Origin of the sequence: Bacillus cereus group sp. MYBK220-1 (assembly GCF_051916445.1) — a bacterium.
In the GTDB taxonomy this organism is placed as follows: domain Bacteria; phylum Bacillota; class Bacilli; order Bacillales; family Bacillaceae_G; genus Bacillus_A; species Bacillus_A cereus.
On sequence record NZ_JBQAGQ010000002.1, the window covers coordinates 990,853 to 1,008,031 of the forward strand.

Sequence of the window (17,179 nt, forward strand, 5' to 3'; positions counted from 1 at the left end):
ACGATATGAAAAATATAATATTTGGGCTTGCTTGTTATGTTATTTTTCTAATATGTGAGTGGTCAAATATAAATCCTGTTGAAGCAATTATATTATTATCTGTTTTATTATTTATACCAATGTCACTTTGTATTATTGATAAAAGAAAAAGAGATGGATCGCAATTATTATTTTATAAATCCGTATCATTTTTATATCCAATCGCAGCAATTTGTGCAATGCTAGCTTTCGTCACAAATCAATATGTATTTGCGCTAGTTTGGTTTGTATATACAGGAATTGTTGCGTTATTTGGTGTAAGTAGATTGCTAGAAAGAGGATGGAAGCTGTTAGAGGAGACCGTCATAGATAGTGCGTTTATTTATTTGTTTTTAGGTGGTTTTTGGTTTTTTGCTTCAGTAGCAAAACTTTCAATTATGCATTTTAGCTCTGACATTGTTTTACTCACAGCTGCACATTTTCATTATTCGGCGTTTCTATTGCCATTATCAGCTGGTTTAATAGGGAGAAAAAGAGAAAAGAGAAGTAAAGTGTATGATGCTATTATGTTTATCATCATGATTTCACCTATGACAGTTGCAATAGGAATTACATACTCAAGAATATTTGAATTTTTTGCAGTGTTCCTATATTTATGTGCAATTTATGGGTATGGATTTTACGTTTGGAGAGCAAAATTTAATGCTATCAGTGCAAAGATTCTTCTAATCGTTTCGTCTAGTACACTCATGGTTACAATTATGTTCTCACTTATATATTCATACGGAAATTTGAAGCATGTAATGACGATTACAATTGCTCAAATGGTTTGGATTCATGGTGTTGTCAATGGAATTGGAGTAGCTTTACCGGCATTTATCGGCTGGGTGATTGAAAAGAGTGTTCCGAATTATAAATACTATGGGAAACCAATGAGTAAGTTAAGAGGAAATGTGGCAATTGGTGAGGCTTATTTATATAGCAACAATTTAGTAGACAGTAAGGAATACAACGGTTTAGTCGATAAAGTAAATGACTTTCATAGTGAGGCATTTGATGTGACGAAGGTTCCTTTAAGTATGATTCATTTTTATGAAAATACAGCAGAGTATGAATTGCAATCGAATATTAAATGGGCTCGTTGGTTCCGTCCGTTCGCACTTTGCTATGAGAAAATGAGCAAGCGTGTGGAACAAATACATTTAGGGATGGGCGGCAATTGGGAAACGATGCATGGCTCTATCATTAGTGTAATAGATGAGAAAGATGGAAGAGAGAATGTAAGGGCTTGGATAAGGAAAAATGAAGCAGGTGAATCTATTTTTGTAGCTCTTTATTCAAAGCATACAAATAAGAATGAGACATATATGAATATCGCCTTACCTTTACCTTATTCGAATATGACTGGTATTTTGAAACTATATAATGATAGTCATGATTTAATCATTACTAGTAAGTTAAGAGAAAATGGTCAGGGAGATGAGGGGATTTATTTACATACTCGGTTCTTAACAATCCGTTTACCGTTAGCAGAGACTTTCATCATTACAGAGGGTAAGGATAAAATGTTAACAGCTCATCATATCATGTGGCTATTTGGACTTGAATTTTTACATATTCATTATAAGATTGAAAAAATTGCACAGAAGTAAGAAAGGCTTGGATGGGTTTCCAAGCTTTTTTATGTATGGGTAATTGTCATAGAAATTTGTTTATTTAGCTCATTATCCCAAACACGTTGAATTTCAAATGTGCCTGTTTCAAAAAATAATGGGAATCTTTCTTTAAACCAAGTTTGCATAGGTAGCTTTAGTGCTGTATCGATTGGTATCCATAATAATTCACCCTCAGGAGGGTTCAAAAGAAGTTCACCTTCAAATGAGTCTGTCCAATAGTTGAATACCATGTACCGAACATTCCCTTTCGGATTTACATATTCATCTAATCCCTTAAAAATTAAATCCGAAACAAGTAATCCGGTTTCTTCTTTTACTTCTCTTATAGCGGCTTGAACGATACTTTCGGGGAAATCTACTTTGCCGCCAGGAGCGATGTAGCCAGGGAAACCTCGATGGCTGGGGCGTTTTATGAGTAAAATTTCATTGTTACGTTGGATCATACACATTGTATAGATCTGATGTTCGATGTTATGTGAATTTGGAGGCATAATGATGTATTCTCCTTTATATTTTTTTGATAATTTTACCATAACATAATTGTTTCTTATATAATTAGAAATGGAATGTTATAAATTTTCAGTTATATATTATAAATTCTATAGTCATTCGAAAAGAGGGGAGAGACATGCAAGGAGAAATACAAAAGGAGAAAAGTTTAGGTTATATTGGAAAATTATTATTACCAGTTAAAGTATCAACGCACTTTAAGTTTTTATGGATTGGACAATTACTCTCGGCCTTAGGTAGTTCGATAACTATGGTCATACTTCCAGTTGTTGTGTATTCATTAACTGGTTCAACAGTTGTAATGGGGATGACGATGGCAATGTACATGCTACCTAATATTCTTGCTTTACCGTTTGCGGGTTTAATTGTAGACCGAATTGATCGGGTTAGGTTAATGTTATTTACGGATATAATCCGCTGTATATTAATGCTATTACTTGCATCGCTTATATTTATGGATTTATTAACAATTACGATTTTATATATTCTCGTTGCCATATACGGACTTATGGAAGGGATATTCCAGCCAGCATATTCTGCTGTAAGGGCGAAAGTATTCGTCCCTGAAATTCGTAATGCAGCTAACGCACTCACTCAAATGAGTAATCAAGGTATACGATTAATTGGGCCAGCACTTGGTGGGTTAATCGTATCGGTTGCATCTGCAGGGATAGGTTTCGGACTAGATGCAGCAACGTACTTATTATCATTTTTATGTTTATTATTTTTAAAAGAAATTAAGTTTAAAAAAGTAAAACCCATTGAAAAGAGTAAGCTTAATTACAAACAAGAGTTTATGGAAGGTGTTTTAGTTTTAAAAAGTCATCCGTGGCTGTGGATTACAATTTTAGTTTTTTCTTTTATAAATATTTGTTATGCCGGCATTATCGTCGTATTAATTCCATGGTTATTTAATGTTCATCATCATTTTGAAGCTTACGTGTATGGACTTGGCATGGCCTTTTCTGGTGGTGGGGCTGTAATTGCCGCATTAATATTTGGTGGGAAAGAGCTGTGGCATAAGAGAGGATTACTGGCTTATGGAGGTGTTTTAATGAGTGGCATTGCTTTATTAATTATGCCATTCATTTCTTGGGCACCCGCTTTAATATTCTTAATGGCAATTGAAGGATTTGGCATGATGATATTTGGACTCATTTGGGAAACGAGTTTACAGGAGCTTGTACCAGAAGAAGCATTCGGAAGAGTGGCAAGCCTTGATATGTTGGGTTCTTTTGCTTTATTGCCATTAGGATACGTAGTTGTAGGCTGGTTAGCTACTGTCATAGGTGGCGAGATAACTATTATAACACTAGCTAGTTTAGTAATTTTAACAATTGGAATAGCATTGTCTGTACCGAGTATTCGTCGATTTAATTGATTATATGGGAAAAGAGGGCTAGACCTATATAGAAAATAACTTAGCATATAATCAACTAGTATTAATAAAACATCTTTGTAATGAAAAGCCTTCCATACACATTTGGCACAAAAAAATTAGTATGGAAGCAACAAAATTAGAAATCACAAAAGAAGTGACGGAAGCGATACAAGCAGGTTTCAAAAAAGAAGACTAAGCCCTAAAGAAATTAGGACTTAGTCTTCATTAAATACAAATGTTTGTTTCATTTTTTTACCTTCATTTACCGGATGGCCGTTATAAGAGAAATTCTTTTCTTCCCAAGTGATTACAACTTTAAAATTATGACTATTAAAGTCTAATGGGAATACCATGTAGTCAAAGCTTGTATGACTTTTAGAAATATTTTCATTAGGTGTAGTAGGTTTAAAGGTAGCCTTAGAGGTAGGATTGTTATCAAGTATTTCCACAGATACATTTGATACATCATGACCGATGTTTTTTACGAGTAAACTATACGTATCAAATACACCTTGTTTTGGCTGAATTGCTTGCTTGTTTGAGTTATGAGATTTATCAATTTCGACATACCATTGTTTAGACTTTGACGCAATCGGTAGTGACTGAAATGTGTAAGCATTAGCTTGCATTGGTAGTGCTAAACATATAAGCGTAAAGAGAGTTAATATTTTTCGTTTCATTTTTTAGAGCTCCCATTCTTTAATGGATTTACTTGTTATTATCTTCTTTTTACGAGTAAATATACCATATAATGTAAAGTGGTTGTTGTGAGTGGTGAATCAATATCTTATTCACTACTCTTATAGCTAGCATCATTACCTATGTAGTAAGAAAGAATAAATTTGTTTTTTCTATACTTAGATTGCTGCCCTTTTTAAAAGGGTTATTTTTACGTTTTAATAAAAAAATACTAAGAGTTCCGTATAAATTATTTATTTTAATGTAGTTAAATGTGCTTGTATATGTGAAATTAGAGAAGGAAGCTGTGTAAAGATGTTTCTACACAGCTATTTAGGATATGAAAAAATTCCCAAAAATATGTTAAAATAACATTGTCATACAACAAGGGGGATTTGTTTTATGGAAAATGGACATCTTGCTAAAGTAGACTTAACGAAAAAAATTGAATCAAAATCTAAGTACAACAAGAAACTCGAAAAATATCAAAGGCGCTTATTAGCATTACAGCAAATTTTGAAAGAAGAAAAAATCGCGGTTATGCTTGTTATGGAAGGATGGGATGCGGCTGGTAAAGGTGGGGCAATTAAGCGGGTGACGGAACATCTTGACCCGCGTGGGTTCCAAGTAAATCCAATTGGAGCGCCTGCACCTCATGAAAAACGTTACCATTATTTGCAACGTTTCTGGCGCAAAATTCCACAGTACGGGCAAATCACCATTTTTGATCGCTCATGGTACGGTCGTGTGTTAGTTGAGCGTGTTGAAGGATTTGCTACAAAGGAAGAGTGGATGAGAGCATATGATGAGATTAATGATTTTGAAAAACTACTAACAGATGACCATTACATAATAGGGAAGTTCTTCTACCATATAAGTAAAGAGGAACAGTTAAAGAGATTTAAAGATAGAGAGAAAAATCCTTTGAAAAGATGGAAAATTACAGACGAAGATTGGCGTAATCGTGAAAAATGGGATGAGTATGTTGAAGCGATGGAAGACATGTTTGAAAGAACAAGTAAGCCAAATGCGAAGTGGCATATTATTGAAAGTAACGATAAATTGTATGCCCGTGTGAAAACGTTAAAAATCATTATTTCATTCATAGAGGATTATTTCTTAGAACATGGTATAGAATTGCCTTCTTATTATTATGAAATGAAAGAGGATATTGAAGTTTTGCAAGATGTAGGTGTTAAAGAGTAAAAAAGAAAATGGTCCTGTGAATTGGTGAAACCAAATTATGGGACTTTTTTATTTAGAAACATTTTACAATTAACAGAATAAGGTATATAATCAATAATCGTATTAACATTGTTAATATGATTATTGATTATATACTATGTGGGGGTTTTACTTTGAAGGGAAGAGATGTTGTTTTAGGTTTATTAATGGAAAAGGAATTGTCTGGTTACGATATTAAAATTGTGTTTGAAGACGTATTTACTCATTTTTTTGATGGAAGTTTTGGAATGATTTATCCAACGTTACGACAATTGGAGAATGAAGGGAAAATAAAAAAAGAGGTTGTCATGCAAGAGGGGAAACCGAATAAGAAAATGTACTTTATTACAGATGAAGGACGTGAAGAGTTTTATCAATACATGCAGACGCCTGTAGAGAAGGATGTTTTACGTTCGGATTTTTTAATGAGAATGTATTTTGGCAACTATAGTGATGATGTGACAATAAAAAAATGGATTAAAGATGAAATTGAAAGAAAAGAAGCGTACATTGCAGATCTTCGATTGAAATATGAAAAGTGGAGAGTAGGTATTACTTTCGTCGAAGAAATTTCACTAGATGTAGGTATTGCATCGTATAGTGCACAAGTGGAGACTTTGAAGAGAAAATTAGAAGAGTTAGAGGCAAAAGAAAACAATAAAACAGAAGAATGAAAAACGCATTCACAATAAATAAAGGGGTATATAAAGATGGAGCAATCAAAGGGTATTAAGATTGTCTTTTTAATGTGTCTAGGTATCTTTCTTTGTATGATTGATACGACAATTATGAATATAGCTTTACCGGCAATACAATCGAGTGTAAATACTTCATTAGAAAAGATGTCTTGGGTATTAAATGTTTATACAATGACGATTGCAGTACTTGCCATTCCGTTAGGGCGGATAGCTGATATCTTTGGAAAAGCAAAGATGTATATTCTGGGTCTGGTGATTTTTGGTGGTGGATCGGTACTTTGCGCTTTTGCTAATACAGGTGATTTTCTTATTTTTTCTCGTTTTATACAAAGTATTGGGGCAGCGATTTTATTTCCAACAAGTATGGTAATTGGTGTATCAGCTATGCCATTAGCTAAGAGGCATGTTGCGCTTGCGATTTTAGGAGTAACACAAGGATTGTCAGCTGCTATGGGACCAGTAATAGGTGGAATTATTACACAAAATTTAGGATGGAGATGGGTGTTCTTCGTTAATGTTCCGGTTTGTATAATAGGAATCGTGTTATGTTGCATCATGCTACAAATAAAAAATGAAGAACGTATTATCTCAAAAATAGATTGGATAGGACTACTATTAAGTAGCACAGCAATTTTTTCATTTACTCTCATATTAGTAAAAGGTAATACATGGGGATGGCAAAGTAATATTGCTTTGTCTTGTTATGCAATTAGCACTATTTCTCTTATTCTATTTGTTTTAGTAGAACGAAAGATTCATAATCCAATGGTGAATTTAAAGTTATTTCAAGATCGAATGTTTGTCGGAGCGTCTATCGTTGTTATATTAAGTAATTTATTTTTAATTGGAGTTACTGTATTGCTTCCAACGTTCTTGACGAAACTACAAGGTCGAACGGAAATTGAAGCGGCTTTTTTAGTGACACCTATTTCAGCAATGATATTTTTTGTCTCACCAGTTGCAGCAACTTTAATTAAAAAACTCGGAAAAGTAACTATTATTTTGTCAGGATTTCTTATTATGGGGCTTTCCTACTATTGGTTGCAAATGATTGATGTTCATTCAACAAATATAGAAATTATTATTCCATGTATGATATTAGGTGTTGGATATGGTTTAGTAGTGGGGCCAATTACAGTTTTAAGTGCGTCTTCGTTTGAAGGAGAATTGTTAACTGCTTCTCAAAGTGTTGTATCAATGTTACGACAAGTCGGAATTGTATTGGCGGTCGCAATATTTGTCTCGAACTTAACTCACAATTTAACTGTAAATAAAGAAAAAGTATATCGTTATGCAGAAGAAAAGGTGCGTAATATTCATGTGAATAGTACTGAGCAAACTGAAATTTTACAAATGACTAAAGAAAAAATAGAGAATCAAAGTTTAGAGTCGAATATAAATAAGAAACAAAATGCAATGACAATGGGATTAAGTAAAGAGAAAAAGGAAGAATTGATTCGCGACAAGACGGATGAAATATTAAGAGAAGTTCCAGTAGAATATAGAGATGTAAAAAGAGAAGAAGTTATGAGGCAAGTGACAAAAGAAGTTGAAAAACAAGAGGAAAGTATAAAGAAAGAGGTACTCACATTTTCGAATGATGTGAATCATTATGCCAAGAATCAGATGGCTATGAGTTTTACAGATTTATATAAAGCAAGTGTGCCAATTATTTTAATTTGTGCTTTCGTAAGTTTGTTGTTTTGGGAAGGGAAAGCTTTGAGTAAAAAGAGAAGGGGAAGATTAGTAGAAGAAGCGTAAAGGAAAACAGGCTGCTATTAGCCTGTTTTCCTTACGTTAGTATGAAAAATCTGGATTTAATTCTTTAAATTTATGACTATAATGCCTTTTATTATTAAAACCAACAAAATCAATTCCGACACAAGATTCTAAATTTCCGTCTACAATCGTAGAATCCACGAAGCTTAAATGTTTTAATTTTTGTAGTTCTTTAATGAATTGTAGATTTCGTATGTTACCACAACTTGATAAGATGAGAGTTTCTAATTCCGTTAAATAGCGCAAATATTCGTGGTTTTTAAGCTTACTGCAATGGTCGAATTCGATGTGTTTTAAAGTTGAAGCATTGTTTTCAATTTCATCAATATGCTCTAAATTTCTTAAATAATTGAGTTCTAAATGCTTTAATTTAGGTAATGACCTACATCCTTTTAATGAATTAATGTTCCCTTGTGTAATGCTTAGTTTTTCAATTTTTTGTAAAGACATTAATTCTTCAAGGTTCTTTTGTTTCGGTTTGTATTTCCAAATGTATAGTTCTTTTAAGTTAGGACAAGATTCGAAGCCTTTAATGTTTTTATTACACTTTATGTGAAGTTCCTCTAAATTTGTAAAGCTTTCTAGCTCTGTTAAGTTTAGTGGAACTTGTGGTTCTTCTAGTGATAAAGATTTTAAGTTTTTTAATTTATATAGGGCTGAATAATCAGTAATATATATACTACTAATGTGTAAGCTTTCAATTTGCGGGCAGTGTTCAAGAAAATTAATATGGTGCAAACTATACCTAAGATCATTAATGTAAACATCAGTAAAGTTGTTTGTATTAATGAAGTCTACGTATTCATCCAGTCTGTTTTCATGGATTTGTACTGTGCCATCCATAACTAAAAAGTTTTGTGGTTTCTTTTTGATAGATATTTGTAAAGGATTCATGTATTGAAATATTTCTGTCTTGTTTTCTAAAATAGTTTCAACACTTCTTTTGACAGTTGGAACATTGTCTCTTTGTTTGTAAGCTATTAAGGTTGACTTTATTTCTGACGGATCTGCTAATAAAATTTTTGGAGCAATTTCATATAGTACATCTTCATTTGCAGGTATACAGCTAACCATTGCATCAAGTGCTATTAAACTTAAAGGGTGTCCTTTTGTTAGCCAAGACTTAATTCGTCTCCAAGTTAGTTGTGATACTGCAGCTAATCGCGCCCAATCGTTATGAAATGATACTGCATGTTCCTCTATCCAATCTAATGTTTCTGAGGATTGAAAAGAATGCAGACAAATGAAGGAAGTGGTCGGAAGCTCACTTTTTAATACTGTTTTTAGCCTTTCTATTACTAAAGGAAAGGCTTCTTCAAATGGTAAACAATAAGCTGCAGCGTGAGAAAGAGGTGCAAGTAAATCTTCATCAAATGCCTTCCACAGTTTTCTTATCCAATCTGAGGCGAATTCTCCTAGTATACATATAACAATCTCAAGTAATCTAGTTTTAATTACACCATTCATTGTGTTTGAAAAGCGGTTTATAACAGCATCTAGTACTTCGTTTTGATCGTACCTATTAAGAGCTTCAATTTCTGCTTCTTGAAGAAACCATCTAGTCATGGTGTAATCAAGTAATTCCTCTAAACTAGAGCGAACTTCTTCTAAAGTGGGCACGGGTGTAAGTTTGTGCTCATTCATCTCTAATTTTGGTTGCTTCGCTTTACCATCTTCTTCATAAAAACTATCATGCAAATAATATTTATAAGGTGAGTGAATCATTACAAGGTGGTACCATTCTTTAGGATGTAAAGATAACGAAATAAGACGCTCATGACATTGGTTACATAATTTATAAGGTTGATTTGCTTGATCGGATTCTTCTATTTTATATACTGGATCATGTTTGCAAGCTTCACATAATTCTACTGTTTTTTTCATTGTTTCCTCCTTGCCTATTGTGAATAGTAGTATTTTTAATATAGCATGGGATAAGTCGAGTATGATTAGAAAGTTTTTTAGAATGAAAGGAAGGAATGGAAAATGCCATTGAATATGTAACGTTATACATAGTACATTAACAAGAGGGATTAATTTTAAAAGGAGGATGGGGAATTGCTAGATAAGGCAGGGGCTTTAATAGATAATCATGTGTACACAGAAGAAGAGCAACAAAAACTATACAAACGAACGTTAATAATCGTCAGCATTTCACAAATGTTTGGCGGTGCAGGACTAGCTGCTGGTATTACAGTGGGCGCACTTCTTGCGCAGCAAATGCTTGGAACAGATGCGTTTGCAGGATTACCAACTGCTATGTTTACATTAGGATCGGCATTAGCAGCTTTCATAGTAGGGAAGCTTTCGCAACGATATGGACGCCGGATAGGTCTTGCAACAGGGTTTATAGTAGGTGGATTTGGAGCAATTGGTGTTGTAATGGCAGCTTTAACAAATAGTATTATTCTTTTACTTATTTCTTTACTTATATATGGTGCTGGTACAGCCACGAATCTACAAGCTCGTTATGCAGGTACAGATTTAGCAGATAAGAAGCAGAGAGCAACGGCTGTTAGTATTACGATGGTAATGACGACTTTCGGTGCAGTTGCAGGACCAAATTTAGTAGGGGTAATGGGAAGTTTTGCTCATTCAATTGGAGTTCCTAAACTTGCAGGTCCGTTCATACTATCGGCAGCAGCATTTATACTGGCGGGTCTAGTTCTTTTTGTTATGCTTCGTCCAGATCCTTTGATTATTGCTAACATAATAGAAAGATATAAACAGGAACATACATATAAAGGACAACCAATAATAGAAGAAGCGAAAGAAAATAAACGAGGTATTACAGTTGGAGCAATCGTAATGATACTTACGCAAATAGTGATGGTTGCGATTATGACGATGACGCCAGTTCATATGGGACACCACGGTCACGGTTTAAGTGCAGTAGGACTTGTGATAGGTTTTCATGTAGGTGCAATGTATCTTCCATCTCTCGTTACAGGAATGTTAATTGATAAAATTGGCCGAACTACAATGAGCATAGCTGGTGGAGTGATTTTACTTGCAGCGGGTGTCATAGCTGCGATAGCGCCAAGTGATTCTTTATTATTATTAATCGTTGCTCTGTCTTTACTTGGGCTAGGATGGAACCTCGGATTGATAAGTGGTACAGCACAAATCGTTGATTCCACAACACCGTCTACACGTGCTAAAACACAAGGGAAAATAGATGTTTTTATTGCGCTAGCTGGAGCTGCTGGTGGAGCAATGTCAGGTATGGTAGTAGCGAATTCAAGTTATGCGGCATTGTCATTGGCTGGAGGCGTGTTAGCGTTATTACTTATTCCTGTTGTGATATGGTCTCGAAAAGGGGCAAGAAATTAAATGAAAAAGAGGTTCTAGTTACTGACTAGAACCTCTTTTTATACACTTAAATTAAATTCCACTCTACAATAAGCCCTAAATGCGTAAGTCCGCCACCAAATCCGTATAGTAAAAGTGTGTCTCCGTTATTTAATTTCCCTTCTTTTATAGCTAAATTTAAAGCGATTGGAATGGTGACTGAAGAGGTATTCCCCATATATTCCACGCTCGTTAATGTTTTTTGTATTGGAATTTGAGATTTTTCGCAAATAGATTCGATCATTCGTAAGTTAGCGCTGTGGGGTATGAACCAGTCTATATCATCTACTTGCATATTTACGGTATGTAATAAATTTTTTATGCCTTTTGGTACTGTGCGTGTTGCCCATTTATATACTTCTCTTCCATTTTGAACGATTTTTTCATTTGTTTGCAGTGGTGTGCCATTCATAGTAGTAGATAAGTTTGTTCTATATAGATGAATGCCGCCATCACCGTTTGTTCCCATGTGAGCAGCGATAAAGCTTGGGGTGTTTTCATCTCTTTCTAATAAAATAGCTCCAGCACCATCACCGAATAAAATACAGGTCGTTCTATCGGTATAATCAGTAACTTTAGATAATGTCTCTGTCGCTACGACAAGTACTTTTTCATGTGATCCAGAAGTGATTAAGCTATTACCGACGTGTAGTCCATATGTAAAACCAGCACAAGTTGCATTTAAATCAAAAGCTAGTGTATGAGGTATGTTGAAGTATTGTTGTATTTGGCAAGCAACACTAGGGAAAACGTAATCAGCAGTAGTAGTAGCGACAATGATACAGTCGACATCTTCTAAGTTTTTCTTATATGTTGTACATAAATTTTCAATTGCTTTAATGGCTAAGTTTGAGGAGTATTCTTCGCCGCTAGCGATTCTTCTTTCCTTCATTCCTGTTCTTTGTACAATCCATTCATCATTCGTATGGACCATCTTTTCTAAATCGTTATTAGACAATATTTGATCTGGAACATAAGTACCAATTGCAATAATACGAGATTTAGAATGCATAGGAACATCTCCTAACTTTTATTTTTATAACCTGATACTAATATTAGGTTATAAAAATGTCAATAAAGATTTTTGTTGTATTAAAACGATAATACTTAACTTACTATGAAGGAATTTGGCGAGTGCTGTAAAAATAATATACGAGAAGTTTCTAAAATTGATAATGAAGGGAGTTGAGCTCCTTGAAAAGGATTTTACACATGTTTCCTGTCGTCATCATTTGTAGCTTTATTCTTATTATTTTTCCAGAGAAATCTTATGCTTGTGATTGTATTAAAGTATCAACAGAAGATGCATTTCAAAAAAACGATGTAGTGTTTGAGGGAAAAGTAATTGAGGTTGGAAGGAAAGCAGGGGTTGGAACTGAAGTGTTATTTGAAGTGAAGAAAATTTGGAAAGGGACAACTTCTTCGCAAATTATCGTATATACAAAGGGTGGTGATTGTATGTTTCGCTTTGTAGAAGGAGGAGAGTACTTAGTATTTTCTACTCAAAGAGGATCAGAAAAACAATTACACACAAATAGTTGTAGTGGAACGAAGAGATTGGATGAGGCAGGGGCGGACAAAGCGGCTTTAAGTCAAATTGCAAAAGAGTCTGTTCCGACGAAGAAAGTGGATTTAAAAGGTGAGATGGTGAGCGGTTTAAATTGGCGGCAAGTTGCTATTATTTCCATTGGTTTGTTATTGATGATTGTTTTTGTTATTTTTATTGTGAGAAAAACTCGCAAAAAATGACGATTAAAGTAAAAATATAAAGATTTTCTTTCGTGTGATATAGGTTGTTAAAACTTGTGAAAGCGAATTACTTATGCTACACTTTATGTAACTTAAAATGAACGGAGGGGCTTCCTTTGATCTTAATCAGATTACGTCTCAATACTTTGTGCCAATAATTGAATAGCGCTCAAAGGCTCTGTCTGTGTACAGAGTGAACGGGATTGGTCTGCCTATTTTAAAGGAACCCTTTATTAAGCTTATATGTGAAAAAGAGGGAGGGACGAATACGCCCTCTTTTTGTTTTGCCTTTATAAATAGAATGGGATTGTATAAGTGAACACTTACTGTGGATACGTATACAATCTTGGGACTTTTTGACTATAAAATAGGATGAAAGCATAGCTTTCTTCTATTTCTTTGGTGAACCCTTATCCGTTTACGAAAACACAGGCAGCGACCTGTGTTTTTTATTTTACGTAATCGAAATGGAGGAATAAATATATGGAAGAAGTATTACAAAGAGCAGTTTTAGTTGGAGTAAATGTAGGTAATGAAGATGATTTTGCATATTCGATGGAAGAGTTAACAAATCTTGCGGAAGCTTGTGATGTAGAGGTAATTGGGCAAGTAACGCAAAATTTACAACGAGTAAATCCATCGCATTATATCGGAAAAGGAAAGATTGAAGAAGTTGCAGCGTATGTACAAGAAATAGATGCGAATATGGTTATCTTTAATGATGAATTATCTCCTTCACAAATTCGAAATTTAGAAGAGGATTTAGATTGTAAGGTAATTGATCGTACCATTTTAATTTTAGATATTTTTGCGCAACGTGCGAAAACGAAAGAAGCACAGCTACAAGTAGAAGTAGCACACCTTCAGTACATGATGCCTCGTTTAATCGGTCTTCGTGAATCGTTAGGGAGACAGAGCGGCGGCGTTGGTACGAAAAATAAAGGTGTCGGTGAAAAGAAGTTAGAGTTAGACCGTCGTAAAATTGAAGAACAAATTTCAGTTTTGAATAAAGATTTAGAAGCGCTCGTTGCCCAGCGTCAAACGCAACGAAAGCAGCGTAAGAAAAATGAAATACCTGTTGTAGCATTAGTAGGTTATACGAATGCAGGAAAGTCAACGACGATGAATGCAATGCTTGAAATTTATAATGGTACAGAAGAAAAACAAGTATTTGAAAAAGATATGTTATTCGCGACGTTAGAAACATCTGTACGAAATATTGATTTGCCAGATAATAAATCATTTTTATTAACAGATACAGTTGGATTTGTAAGTAAATTACCACATCATCTTGTGAAGGCGTTCCGTTCAACGTTAGAAGAAGTAGCGGAAGCAGACCTACTTATTCACGTTGTAGATTACGCAAATCCAAATTATGAACAATTAATTGATATTACAAATGAAACGTTAAAGAAAATTGGAGTAGAAAATATTCCAACGATCTATGCTTATAATAAATCAGATATGGTAGATGTTGAAATTCCGAAAGTGCAAGAAGATCGCGTTTATTTATCAGCGAAGAAACATGTTGGAATTGAAGAACTTGTAGAAATGATTCGCTCACACATCTATAAAGAATATACGAAGTGTGAAATGTTAATTCCATATGATCAAGGACAGGTAGTTTCGTATTTCAATAATCATGCACACGTTTTATCTACGAGTTACGAAAACGAAGGTACCAAATTACAAATAGAATGTAAGACGAGTGATTACGAGAAGTATAAGCATTTTGCAATTTAATGTAAGAGGCAACCCAGTATGTGATTGGGTTGTCTTTTTTTTGTACTGTTTTACCGCTGAAAGTTACAAGGATGCAAGTCAATGACGGGAGTTAAGTTATATTTCTGGAAAAAGAAATGAAAGCAGTATAGAATAGAAATGTTTCAAAAGTCAGAATTTATTACACCTACTGTAATAAATATATATTTTGTACAGAAAGGGGAGATTCACATATGCAGGCAGTTTCACACAAAAAAACTGTAGAAACACCGACAATATATCGAATTTTATTTGCGATTAGCTTTGGGCATTTTTTAAATGATTCGATGCAAGCAGTTGTGCCGGCGTTGTTTCCTATTTTGGAAAAAACGATGAATTTATCCTATATGCAAGTAGGGTGGATTGCGTTTGCATTAAATATGACGTCATCGATTATGCAACCGGTGTTTGGTATGTATTCAGATAAGAAGCCGTCACCATTTTTATTACCACTCGGCATGTTTTCAAGTATGCTTGGAATGATTGGACTCGCGTTTGCACCAAACTTTATTATTGTTATTATTTCTGTTTTATTTATTGGTTTAGGTTCCGCAGTCTTTCATCCAGAAGGCGCTCGTGTTGCGTATATGGCGGCAGGTGCAAAACGAGGGTTAGCGCAAGCAATTTATCAAGTTGGGGGAAACACGGGGAATTCTCTAGCTCCTATTTTTACAGCGCTAATTTTCGTTCCACTCGGTCAAATTGGTTCATTAGGTTTTACAGCATTTGCAGCAGTAGGAATTGCATTATTAATTTTCGTATCGAATTGGTACAAAAATGAATTAGCAACCGGTGCTGTAAGAAGGAAGAAGAGGGCTGCACTTGAGGCGGAAAATGCAATTGTAAGTACACACATTAAATTCGTTATTATACTTCTTGTTTTTCTTACTTTTGTACGCTCTTGGTACGGTGCTGGTATCGGGAATTTCTATCAATTTTACTTAATAGAGCATTACGGTTTATCTATAAAAAATGCCCAGTATTTCGTATTCGCATTTATGATTGCTGGTGTGTTAGGCACTTTCTTCGGAGGACCGTTAGCAGATCGATTTGGTAAGAAAAATATCATCGTATTTTCAATGTTAGGTTCAGCGCCACTTGCACTGTTATTACCACATGTCTCACTTGTGTGGGTCGTACCGTTATTTTTATGTATCGGTTTTATTAGTTCAAGTAGTTTTAGTGTAATTGTTGTATATGCACAAGAGCTTGTGCCTGGAAAAGTGGGAATGGTGTCAGGATTAATCGTAGGTCTTGCATTTGGACTTGGAGCATTAGGTGCTGTAGTTCTTGGGAAATTAGCAGATATATATAGCCTGCAATTTATTATGCTATTATGTAGTTGTCTACCATTAATTGGACTCACTTCATGGTTACTGCCAAGTGATAAGAAAACGATAGAATAGGGGATGCGCTATGAAATTGTGTGAAAACGTTACGGAATTAATAGGAGATACACCTGTCGTCCGATTATCTAAATTTATTCCGGAAGACGCAGCAGATGTGTATGTGAAACTAGAAATGTTTAATCCATCGCGCAGTGTGAAAGACCGTGCTGCTTATAATTTACTTCACGTTGCAGAAGAAAATGGTCTCATCAAACCAGGAGATACAATTATTGAACCGACAAGCGGGAATACAGGGATTGGTTTAGCGATGAATGCAGCAGCTAAAGGGTATAAAGCGATTTTAATTATGCCAGATAATATGTCAAAAGAGCGTATTAATTTATTGAAAGCATACGGAGCAGAAGTAGTTTTAACACCAGCAGAACAAAGAATGCCAGGAGCAATTGTGAAGGCGTTAGAACTGCAAAAACAAATACCTAATAGTTTTATCCCGCAACAATTTGAAAATCCAGCTAATCCGAATATTCACCGTTATACGACTGCACTTGAAATTTATGAACAAATGGATGGAGAGCTTGATGCTTTTGTTGCAACGGCAGGAACAGGCGGAACGATTACAGGGACTGGTGAAACGTTAAAAGAGAAATTGCCAAACTTATATATTGCAGTAGTGGAACCGAAAGGATCTCCCGTTTTATCCGGTGGTGTACCAGGTCCTCATAAACTAGTAGGAACAAGCCCAGGATTTATTCCGAAAAACTTAAATACAGAAGTGTATAACGAAATTATTCAAATTGCAGATGAAGAGGCTTTAACGACAATGAGAAACTTAGCTAGACAAGAAGGATTATTAGTTGGGCCATCTTCTGGAGCATCTGTTTACGCTGCAATCATGATAGCGAAACGCCTAGGCGTTGGTAAAAAAGTTTTATGTATTGCGCCTGATACAGGTGAACGTTATTTAAGCATGGGGTTATTTGAATAAAAAGGATAGAAACACCTTAATAGTGAGTAGCTGCTATTAAGGTGTTTGTTTTATGGAAT

14 protein-coding genes are annotated in these 17,179 nt (G+C 34.7%); 10 read left to right on the forward strand and 4 right to left on the reverse strand.

Going from position 1 to position 17,179, the window contains the following annotated elements; all coding sequences use genetic code 11:
- The first annotated feature begins 5 nt into the window (after positions 1-5).
- On the forward strand, positions 6-1,631 hold the full coding sequence (locus ACTFRU_RS12085) for a YndJ family protein (protein WP_290102306.1): 1,626 nt from the start codon (positions 6-8) through the stop codon (positions 1,629-1,631).
- 29 nt (positions 1,632-1,660) lie between these two features.
- On the opposite strand, the gene ACTFRU_RS12090 is transcribed toward ACTFRU_RS12085, so the two are convergent.
- Positions 1,661-2,146 carry an 8-oxo-dGTP diphosphatase gene (locus ACTFRU_RS12090; protein WP_163093545.1) on the reverse strand — a complete coding sequence of 162 codons (486 nt, stop codon included), beginning with the start codon at positions 2,144-2,146 and terminating at the stop codon, positions 1,661-1,663.
- Between the two features lie 137 nt (positions 2,147-2,283).
- On the opposite strand from ACTFRU_RS12090, the gene ACTFRU_RS12095 reads away from it, so the two are divergent.
- Entirely contained in the window at positions 2,284-3,546 is a 1,263-nt protein-coding gene (locus ACTFRU_RS12095) for an MFS transporter (RefSeq protein WP_001161164.1), read from the forward strand.
- A 215-nt stretch (positions 3,547-3,761) separates the two neighbouring features.
- On the opposite strand, the gene ACTFRU_RS12100 is transcribed toward ACTFRU_RS12095, so the two are convergent.
- Entirely contained in the window at positions 3,762-4,226 is a 465-nt protein-coding gene (locus ACTFRU_RS12100) for a hypothetical protein (RefSeq protein ID WP_025710152.1), read from the reverse strand.
- 400 nt (positions 4,227-4,626) lie between these two features.
- Here ACTFRU_RS12100 and ACTFRU_RS12105 point away from each other — a divergent pair, with 400 nt between their 5' ends.
- The 3 genes from ACTFRU_RS12105 to ACTFRU_RS12115 all read left to right on the forward strand — a co-directional run bounded on the left by ACTFRU_RS12105 (position 4,627) and on the right by ACTFRU_RS12115 (position 7,907).
- Entirely contained in the window at positions 4,627-5,430 is an 804-nt protein-coding gene (locus ACTFRU_RS12105; RefSeq protein WP_016082097.1) for a polyphosphate kinase 2 family protein, read from the forward strand.
- Positions 5,431-5,582: 152 nt separating this feature from the next.
- On the forward strand, positions 5,583-6,122 hold the full coding sequence (locus ACTFRU_RS12110; protein WP_006916931.1) for a PadR family transcriptional regulator: 540 nt from the start codon (positions 5,583-5,585) through the stop codon (positions 6,120-6,122).
- A gap of 36 nt (positions 6,123-6,158) precedes the next feature.
- Positions 6,159-7,907: an MDR family MFS transporter gene (locus tag ACTFRU_RS12115; protein WP_063264146.1), complete on the forward strand. Its 1,749-nt coding sequence runs from the start codon at positions 6,159-6,161 to the stop codon at positions 7,905-7,907.
- A 36-nt stretch (positions 7,908-7,943) separates the two neighbouring features.
- Here ACTFRU_RS12115 and ACTFRU_RS12120 read toward each other — a convergent pair whose 3' ends face one another.
- The gene (locus tag ACTFRU_RS12120) at positions 7,944-9,809 is read right to left on the reverse strand and encodes a hypothetical protein (RefSeq protein ID WP_025710150.1); all 1,866 of its coding nucleotides are present in this window, start codon (positions 9,807-9,809) and stop codon (positions 7,944-7,946) included.
- A gap of 174 nt (positions 9,810-9,983) precedes the next feature.
- Here ACTFRU_RS12120 and ACTFRU_RS12125 point away from each other — a divergent pair, with 174 nt between their 5' ends.
- Positions 9,984-11,258: an MFS transporter gene (locus ACTFRU_RS12125; protein ID WP_025710149.1), complete on the forward strand. Its 1,275-nt coding sequence runs from the start codon at positions 9,984-9,986 to the stop codon at positions 11,256-11,258.
- 46 nt (positions 11,259-11,304) lie between these two features.
- Here ACTFRU_RS12125 and ACTFRU_RS12130 read toward each other — a convergent pair whose 3' ends face one another.
- A complete protein-coding gene (locus tag ACTFRU_RS12130) occupies positions 11,305-12,288 on the reverse strand; it encodes a ketoacyl-ACP synthase III (protein WP_290102307.1) in 984 nt (327 codons plus the stop codon).
- A gap of 200 nt (positions 12,289-12,488) precedes the next feature.
- Between ACTFRU_RS12130 and ACTFRU_RS12135 the strand changes: the two genes are divergently transcribed.
- The 4 genes from ACTFRU_RS12135 (at position 12,489) to cysK (ending at position 17,120) form a co-directional block, all read left to right on the forward strand.
- Positions 12,489-13,025 carry a hypothetical protein gene (locus ACTFRU_RS12135; RefSeq protein WP_002204811.1) on the forward strand — a complete coding sequence of 179 codons (537 nt, stop codon included), beginning with the start codon at positions 12,489-12,491 and terminating at the stop codon, positions 13,023-13,025.
- Positions 13,026-13,508: 483 nt separating this feature from the next.
- A complete protein-coding gene (hflX, locus tag ACTFRU_RS12140) occupies positions 13,509-14,768 on the forward strand; it encodes a GTPase HflX (RefSeq protein ID WP_000393283.1) in 1,260 nt (419 codons plus the stop codon).
- A 212-nt stretch (positions 14,769-14,980) separates the two neighbouring features.
- Complete coding sequence (locus tag ACTFRU_RS12145) at positions 14,981-16,192, forward strand: MFS transporter (protein ID WP_001149398.1); 1,212 nt, start codon at positions 14,981-14,983, stop codon at positions 16,190-16,192.
- Between the two features lie 10 nt (positions 16,193-16,202).
- Positions 16,203-17,120: a cysteine synthase A gene (gene cysK / locus ACTFRU_RS12150; RefSeq protein WP_000762283.1), complete on the forward strand. Its 918-nt coding sequence runs from the start codon at positions 16,203-16,205 to the stop codon at positions 17,118-17,120.
- Positions 17,121-17,179 lie beyond the last annotated feature (59 nt).